The organism is bacterium, from assembly GCA_029210545.1.
Lineage (GTDB): Bacteria > BMS3Abin14 > BMS3Abin14 > BMS3Abin14 > BMS3Abin14 > JARGFV01.
Window position 1 is genome coordinate 1 of record JARGFV010000121.1, and the last position, 7,087, is coordinate 7,087.

Below are 7,087 nucleotides of genomic sequence, written 5' to 3' on the forward strand. Positions count from 1 at the left end.
TGTAGCCGAGTGGCTGGTTAAACCAGGCGACGAGGTGGTCGAGGGCCAGCCCCTGGTGACCCTTGAGGATCGGGCCGGGACCATCTACACTGTCGTCGCTCCCCGTGACGGTATCGTGTCCACCTTCATGGCCGAGGAACGGGACAGAGTCTATTACGGCGACACTTTAGGATATGTATTAGAGGTAGCCGAATAGGACGCGGAGACCCGCCTTCGCTAACGCCCACCGACCAGCTTCGGCGTGGCAAGCACGGAGACCCGCCTTCGCTAACGCCCACCGACCAGCTTCGGCGTGGCAAGCACGGGGACCCGCCTTCGCTAACGCCCACCGACCAGCTTCGGCGTGGCAAGCACGGAGACGCGGGTAAAAAAGGTATGGGAGTAAGGGCGTAAGGGGGTAGGGGGGAGAACGCGGCCGCAAGGGACGGGCTCACGTATCGGGGAAATGTAGCGATTGTCATTGCGAACCGTAACTGGGTGAAGCAATCTCGGTAAACATGAGATCGCGTCGGCACAGGTAACAGCCTCGCGATGACATTTACAGTAACCTTGGACTTTGGATTTTGGATTAATTTTACCGTAGGAAAAATTATTACTGGAGGAAAATTATGAAACGTCGCTATATCGCACCGAAAGTCGTTGGTTCCTCTTCCGTTCACCCCTGCTAAGGGTGTGAGACTAAAAAACTCAAAATAACAGCGGCTTAACGCCGCTGTACCCGCTTGTGGAAAGGGCCCTTCGGGGCCCTTTGCTATGCCGTATGGCCCAAGAGCCCGGGTTTAACCGCCAAGCACGCCCTTCGACAGGCTCAGGGCAGGCCAAGAACGCCAAGGGGAGACTAGGATCCAGACACAGAGAACCTCACAAAAACAGCAGCTAAAACATGTTGATAGAGAAGGGTTTTTCTTGCCGTATGGCCCAAGAGCCCGGAAGTAACCTTGGAGATGCAGGGTCATATGACGGAGTTTGTACCCTGAATTCAGTTTATGGTTTTTCTTGGCGTTCCTGGCGGCTTAAGCGACTGACCTGTCCGCCGTAGCTTCAGCGAAGGGGGAAAGGAGCGGGCGTGAGATATGGCGTTGTAGCGCTGGAACGCTGAAGGGAAGGTTTTCGGGAAAGGTGCCCTGACACCAGTTATTGACTAAATTAATAGCGCATGCAACTTGATGCTGGATTAATACGTAATATGTTATTGTCATGACCATGAAAATCGTTCAGAAGACAGGAAATGCAGGGAAATTATTCAGACAATTGTCGGTAATAATAGCCGCAGGTGTTTTTCTGGCTGCTTTTCACCTGCCGATAACCGTCCAGGCTGCTCCTCCGGCTCGTCCTTAACTTGGCGACCCCCTGGCAGGAAAGCGCCCTCCAAGCCTTGACAAGCCCGTCCGGAAACCCAACCGGGGTAAGGGAAAGATCAAACCAGTCAGCCCTGGTCGGGGAGGTGTCGGGATCATGCCCTTGAGCGCGGTCCCGATCCCCGGCTACGGATCCAGTACCCGGATAAAACCCCTTTTCCTTCTCCTGTCCTTTTCCGATAACGCCTTTTCATCCACCAATATCTCAAACTATCCCGCCTTTATCTTTTCAGACACTCCCGGGGTGATCGACAATACACTGGCCGATTATTACCGTGAGGTTTCTGGTGGAAAGCTTGTCATCGCCGGCGACAGCAGCAGCATCTTTACTATCGATATGGCCGCTGGTGCCAGGTCCTACGAGTATTACATCAACAACAATGCCGGTCTCGGGCGATACAAGGAGATGGTAACAGACGCCCTGGACCTGGCAGACACCGTCATAGACTATTCCCTCTTCGATAACGACGGTCCGGATGGGATTCCGGGCGGCATCGACGATGACGGTGTCGTAGATGCCCTGGTCGTCGTCCACGCAGGGCCTGCCGCTGAATACTTTGGTACACCTGAATATTACGATCACATGATCAGTCACTACGATTCCTTCGGGACCGATTGGGTGAGCGTGGAGGGGACCGCGGTCAGGGACTGGGCCATGGTGCCGGAAAGGGATCCTGTCGACAGGAGTGCCGGGGCCGAAGCCCATGTCGGCAGCCTCCAATGGTCCCTGGGTACGGTGGCCCACGAGTTCGGGCACATACTGGGGTTGCCGGATTTCTATGACAGCACCCTGACCAACTTCGGGCTGGGCCATTACGACCTTATGTCATACGGCCTTTACGGGATGGATACCTTTGATCGGACCTATTACGACACGGCCTACTCCACCCCGTCCTGGGACCGTCCGGGCCACCTCTCCGCCTGGTCACGTGCGTATCTCGGATGGGTCCAGCCTATTGCTGTCCACGCCGACACTGCGGTTGCACTCTGGCGTGCTGAAGACCCTGCTCCTGCTCTGACACCACAGGTATTAAAATTATGGAAATCAGGTTCGTGGAGCGGCGTGCCGGAGCCCATGGAGTATTTTCTGGTGGAACACCGGCAGAGCGCTCCGGGCAGTTACGATGAGGGGTTCAACGGCGCGGGAAAGGGCGGGCTGCTCATCTACCACGTGGACGAGACCCGGATGCGGGATATTTATGGCGACCTGATCCCTTACCCAAACGACTACGATGCCGGTGACCCCGTCAAGGGGCTTGACCTTGAACAGGCTGATGGTAATGTGGATCTTGCCGGAGAGTTCGGAAAAACTATTGGTGGAGGGAACTTCGGAGATTTTCCCGAGTATCCGACGGTAACTAGCACTGGGGATTTCTTTTACAAGGGGTTCGGGTATTTCTGGGATTTCGTCACACCCGGAACCAATCCAAGTAGTTTTGACAATGCAGGCTACACCAGCGATATCAAAGTCTGGGCAACATGGGGAGGCCTGAGCAGCGATTCCCTTTCGTCCTACACCATCACAGTGGATATGATCTCTGGCAACAGCACCATTGGTTACTCCGGGACCGACCTGACAGGCCCCTTCGTGGTCACCGGTGGGACCTTCGACGACGGAGACGACGACCCGTGGGTGACTGCCGGGCTTGGAGTGAGCCTCAGGCTTGAGATCCGGCACTCGGGCATCCCCAACACCGCCAGAGGCGTCACAGCGGTCCTGGACGTCGATGCTCCCGGGATCGCCTCCGTGTCGAGCAGCACCGTGTACTATGGAGACCTTCCAGCCCTGACGAGTTCGACAGGTGACGCGGAGTTCCTGTTCACCATGGCCCGGCCGGCTGCTGCCTTCACCTGGGTCCCCCTGGATTTCCACATCACGGACACAAAGGGGAACCTGAGCAGCGAAACGGTTTTCCTCCCGGTCATGGCACCGCCCAACACGCCGCCCGCTGTGGTCATTATCGAAGGTCCCCCACCGGTGAGCAGGGGAGATGCCGCATCGTTCTCATGGTCCGGGAGCGACCAGGAGGGCATCGTGGAGGGCTATTACATCGGCCTTGACAGCGCCGGGGATCCATCGGTGTGGACGACGGCCACCTCTGTGACTTATAGCGGCCTGGCCTATGGGGAGCACGCCTTTGCAGTGAAAGCTCTGGACGACGACGGCGCCGAGTCGGGTGTCTTGACCTGGTCCTTCACCCTGAGGAAGCCCTCCGGTGGACGAGGGCCCTGCTTCGTGGCCACGGCCCTGTGGGGCGACCAACACTGGAAGACCAACCGTTTGAGGGCGTTCCGGGACGGTTATCTGGAAAGATCCGATGTCGGCAGCCGTCTGGTCCGGCTTTATTACCGCGCCTCTCCCGGCCCGGCACAATGGGTTGCCCGACGGCCCCGGCTCAGGAAGACCCTTTCCATCCTGCTTTCCACGCTGCTCTGGCCGTTTTTCCTGTGACGTACGTTAAAAGCGAATAACCGCAAAGTTAACAACTTGTCACGCCATAGCTCATGGAGCGACGGCGGAAGCCGCGAAGCCGCAAAGGATATCAACAAGGAAAATGGTTTCAGAGGCTGAAAAAGTGTGGATTATCTCACGTTAGACTTTGGACCTTGGACGTTAGGATTTTTCCCCACATCCCTTTCATCCCCTTCACCTGCCGCGGAGTAGTCCGCAGGACGAAGACGGGTCCCTGTAAAATATAGTTTTCAGATAAAAAAGATCCCCTTCATTCCCTTTCGTAAATCCCGCTCCTGTGGCCAACCATAAGCACCAATACCTGGATCTTGTCGTCCTGGATCTCACAAATAATACGGTAATCCCCGACCCGGTATTTCCATCGCCCGGCCAGCTCTTTTCTTAAAGGAGCTCCGTACCGGCGTGGATCCTCATCGGTCTGGATCCTTTCCTTCAGGTACTGAACGATCCGCTGCCGAACCGGGTGATCGAGTTTGGCCAGCTGTTTTTTTGCTGTTTCGGTGATCTCAATCCGCCAGGCCAAGCTCTTGTTCCAGTTCATCCAGGGTGTAAGTCTTTTCCTGGCCGACCTCCACCCTCTTAAGGATCTCATCCGAGATGTATGCCGCCTCGAGATCGTCCAGGTGCTCCAGGATCGCCTCCCGTGCGTAGAAAGATTTAGAGCGTCCTGTGCGTTTTGCCAGCGCTTCCAGGCGCTGTTCGATATCTTTCGGTAGACGCAATGCCAACATGGCATCCTCCTTTGCTATACATGTATACTACATGAGCGCATGTTGACTATCAAATCAATTTGTTCTGTTTTCATAGGCAGGATCTCCCCGTGTCCCCGCAGGTGTCCAGGTATCTACGTATCTACGTTGTTACGTCGTTACATAGGCACGTGGTTACGTAAGTACATGGTCCCTCTCGCCCACGCGCCCATGCACTGGCTCCCGGATAATCCCGCACCGGGCGCCGATTTCCGGGATGACGGGTGGATGGTGCGCCGGTCGGCCGGAAACCCTGATTTGATTTTCGTATTTCTCCGTGAACTCCGTGGCTCCGTGGTGAAATCCGGGCTTTTGCGCCATGCGGCTGGAAACCATGGATTTATGGTTTGGTCTTCTTGGCGGCTTTGCCGTTCGGCAGGCTCACGGTCCTGAGCTTTGTCGAAGGACGGCTTAAGCGAACGGAGTGAGCGAGCGTGAGACCGCCTTTCAGGTCGTATGGCCACAAGGCCATGGGTTCTCAACTTGTCACGCCATAGCTCAAAGAGCGACGGCGGAAGCCGCGAAGCCGCCAAGAAGGTCCAGACCTGGAAAGGTTTATTCTAAACAGATTTCCCCCTTTGTGTACTTCGTGGTTAGCTGCTCTGAACGATCAACCGGTCCCGGCCCTGGTCCGAACTTCGCGAACAAGCCTTTCGCCGAGTTCGTCCTCCGCGACATCCAGGTCGTAGTCGGTCTGGATGCCCAGCCAGAACTGGGGAGAAGTGCCGAAGTACCGGCTCAGGCGGAGGGCCGTGTCAGCCGTGATCCGCCTCTTCCCCAGAACGATCTCGTTGATACGCCGTGCCGGAACGCCGAGGTCCAGGGCCAGCCGGTTCTGGCTCAGCCCCAGGGGTGCGAGGAATTCCTCCAGGAGGATCTCTCCCGGGTGGATCGGCTTCAGCTTGGTCATGGCATTGACTCCTAATGGTAATCGATGATCTTTTCTGTTTCCCTGTCCCTGAAGGATTTGATCATGGATAAGTTTATAACCCCTTGCGTTTAACGTCAAGCGTTATGAAGAATGGTATCGCGTCAAAATAACTAACCTCAGAGTCCACCTTTCTGGCCGTACGGCGCAAATGCCTGTGGTTAAATCCCGAGGAGTTGGGTCACGCGACAACGCCTGTAACCTGAATCCCGTTTGTTGTTTCTCCTTGCGTGCTTGGCGGTTAAATCCCTGGCTTTGAGGCCACCTGGCTAAGCTCTTGGCTAACAGCAAATGGAAAAAGCTTGGTTTGATTGCTCCAGAGCTTTTGGTCTCACTGCCTACCAGGCGGAGAACACGGAGGGGATCAATACTCGTTAACGAAGTGACGTGAAGTTAAAAACTGAAAGGCTAGGGTTTAGTTTTTTGGGGTTATCCCAGGATTGTGGTAAGGACCTGCGGTACATTCTGGAAGTGCCTGTCAGCAGTGAGAACTGTCAGGCCGTGCTGCATGGCGGAGGCTGCGATCCACAGATCGTTTGTCGGGATTGGCGTTCCTTGGCTTCGCAGATGAGACCAGATGGCAGCGTATCGTTCCGATGTATCCAAGTCCACTGGATATACACGGACACGGGGAGTCAGCATGAAATCATCTAAAAAACGACGATTTTTCGCCTCAAAACGTCCGCCAGAAAAACCGGACAGGAGTTCACCGATGATCACGGGATTCAAGGCTACTTCCGCAACCTCCTGAAGTATTCCTTTAGCCTGATCGCTTCCCCTGAAGAGGGCAGAGTACGCGGAAGTGTCGAGGAGGACCTTTTTCAATCCCACAGCTCCATGTCAATTTTCCGGTTGTCCCTGAACCTGTTTTCCAGTTCCGAGGCTTCCTCATCTGTCCATGCCCCACAGAACCGGTCCAGGTCGTGGCTTATGGTGATCTGTTCACGCGGCCCAGGCTTGCCAAGGGCTTTTTCCAGCAAACCGATGACAGCTTTGTTCAAACTGGTCCTCTCTTTTCTGGCCTCGCTGCGCACGGCATCTTCCATCTCCGGGGGCAACCCTCTAATAGTCAGCTGCAAAGTTCCTGCCACCTCCTTAACTCATTGAATGACTCATTGTGAGTCACTAGACGAATTATATGTTTTAACGGCGCTGATTGCAACTATGAAGCTATGAAGCTGGCAGCGTGTCGGGAAACCAGTACATCCCGCCGATGGCGGGACTGGAAAGTTTGTCGGCCGTGGTCTTTTTCAGGACCTGAATCTGGATTATAACCTTTGAATTTCGTTCGCTTTTTCATGACTTCATAGTAACATAGGCCGACAAATTATATCCAGGAGTCTGTCTTGCCCCGTCGTAGCCGAAAGCGCAGGCGGGTGCCCTGTCTGTCTGATCAGACAGACAGGTTCTCCGATAGGCTCCTGGTTTTGCCGGAGGAACGTATAAAGTTGATGACTTCGCGAAAAGTCATCAACGCGCCCCGAGGGGGGCGCCCGGATCAATGACTGTCGATATAAGGCATTGCTCCTCGGGAAGGAAAAACCGCGCTTTTTCCTTCCCGAGGAGCAAAAAGCCGATA

General features: G+C 55.2%; 7 protein-coding genes. 2 read left to right on the plus strand and 5 right to left on the minus strand.

Annotation, left to right across the window (positions count from 1 at the left end; genetic code table 11):
• The coding region (locus P1S46_10605) for a dihydrolipoamide succinyltransferase (protein ID MDF1536928.1) at nt 1-196 on the plus strand (196 nt) is incomplete at its 5' end.
• A 1,259-nt stretch (nt 197-1,455) separates the two neighbouring features.
• A complete protein-coding gene (locus P1S46_10610; protein MDF1536929.1) occupies nt 1,456-3,810 on the plus strand; it encodes a M6 family metalloprotease domain-containing protein in 2,355 nt (784 codons plus the stop codon).
• 271 nt (nt 3,811-4,081) lie between these two features.
• Here P1S46_10610 and P1S46_10615 read toward each other — a convergent pair whose 3' ends face one another.
• From P1S46_10615 to P1S46_10635, 5 genes are all read right to left on the minus strand, one after another.
• Entirely contained in the window at nt 4,082-4,354 is a 273-nt protein-coding gene (locus P1S46_10615; protein ID MDF1536930.1) for a type II toxin-antitoxin system RelE/ParE family toxin, read from the minus strand.
• Entirely contained in the window at nt 4,338-4,562 is a 225-nt protein-coding gene (locus P1S46_10620) for a DUF6290 family protein (GenBank protein MDF1536931.1), read from the minus strand. Before P1S46_10620 ends, P1S46_10615 begins: the two co-directional genes overlap by 17 nt.
• A 628-nt stretch (nt 4,563-5,190) precedes the next feature.
• Complete coding sequence (locus P1S46_10625; GenBank protein ID MDF1536932.1) at nt 5,191-5,490, minus strand: HigA family addiction module antitoxin; 300 nt, start codon at nt 5,488-5,490, stop codon at nt 5,191-5,193.
• Between the two features lie 447 nt (nt 5,491-5,937).
• Entirely contained in the window at nt 5,938-6,339 is a 402-nt protein-coding gene (locus P1S46_10630; GenBank protein ID MDF1536933.1) for a type II toxin-antitoxin system VapC family toxin, read from the minus strand.
• Entirely contained in the window at nt 6,330-6,587 is a 258-nt protein-coding gene (locus tag P1S46_10635; protein MDF1536934.1) for a hypothetical protein, read from the minus strand. The genes P1S46_10630 and P1S46_10635 overlap by 10 nt, the downstream gene beginning before the upstream one ends.
• Nucleotides 6,588-7,087: the final 500 nt, after the last annotated feature.

Coding starts and splice junctions, on each gene's coding strand:
- P1S46_10610 (MDF1536929.1), top strand. CDS start 1,456: ATGCCCTTGAGCGCGGTCCCGATCCCCGGCTACGGATCCAGTACCCGG.
- P1S46_10620 (MDF1536931.1), bottom strand. CDS start 4,562: ATGTTGGCATTGCGTCTACCGAAAGATATCGAACAGCGCCTGGAAGCG.
- P1S46_10625 (MDF1536932.1), bottom strand. CDS start 5,490: ATGACCAAGCTGAAGCCGATCCACCCGGGAGAGATCCTCCTGGAGGAA.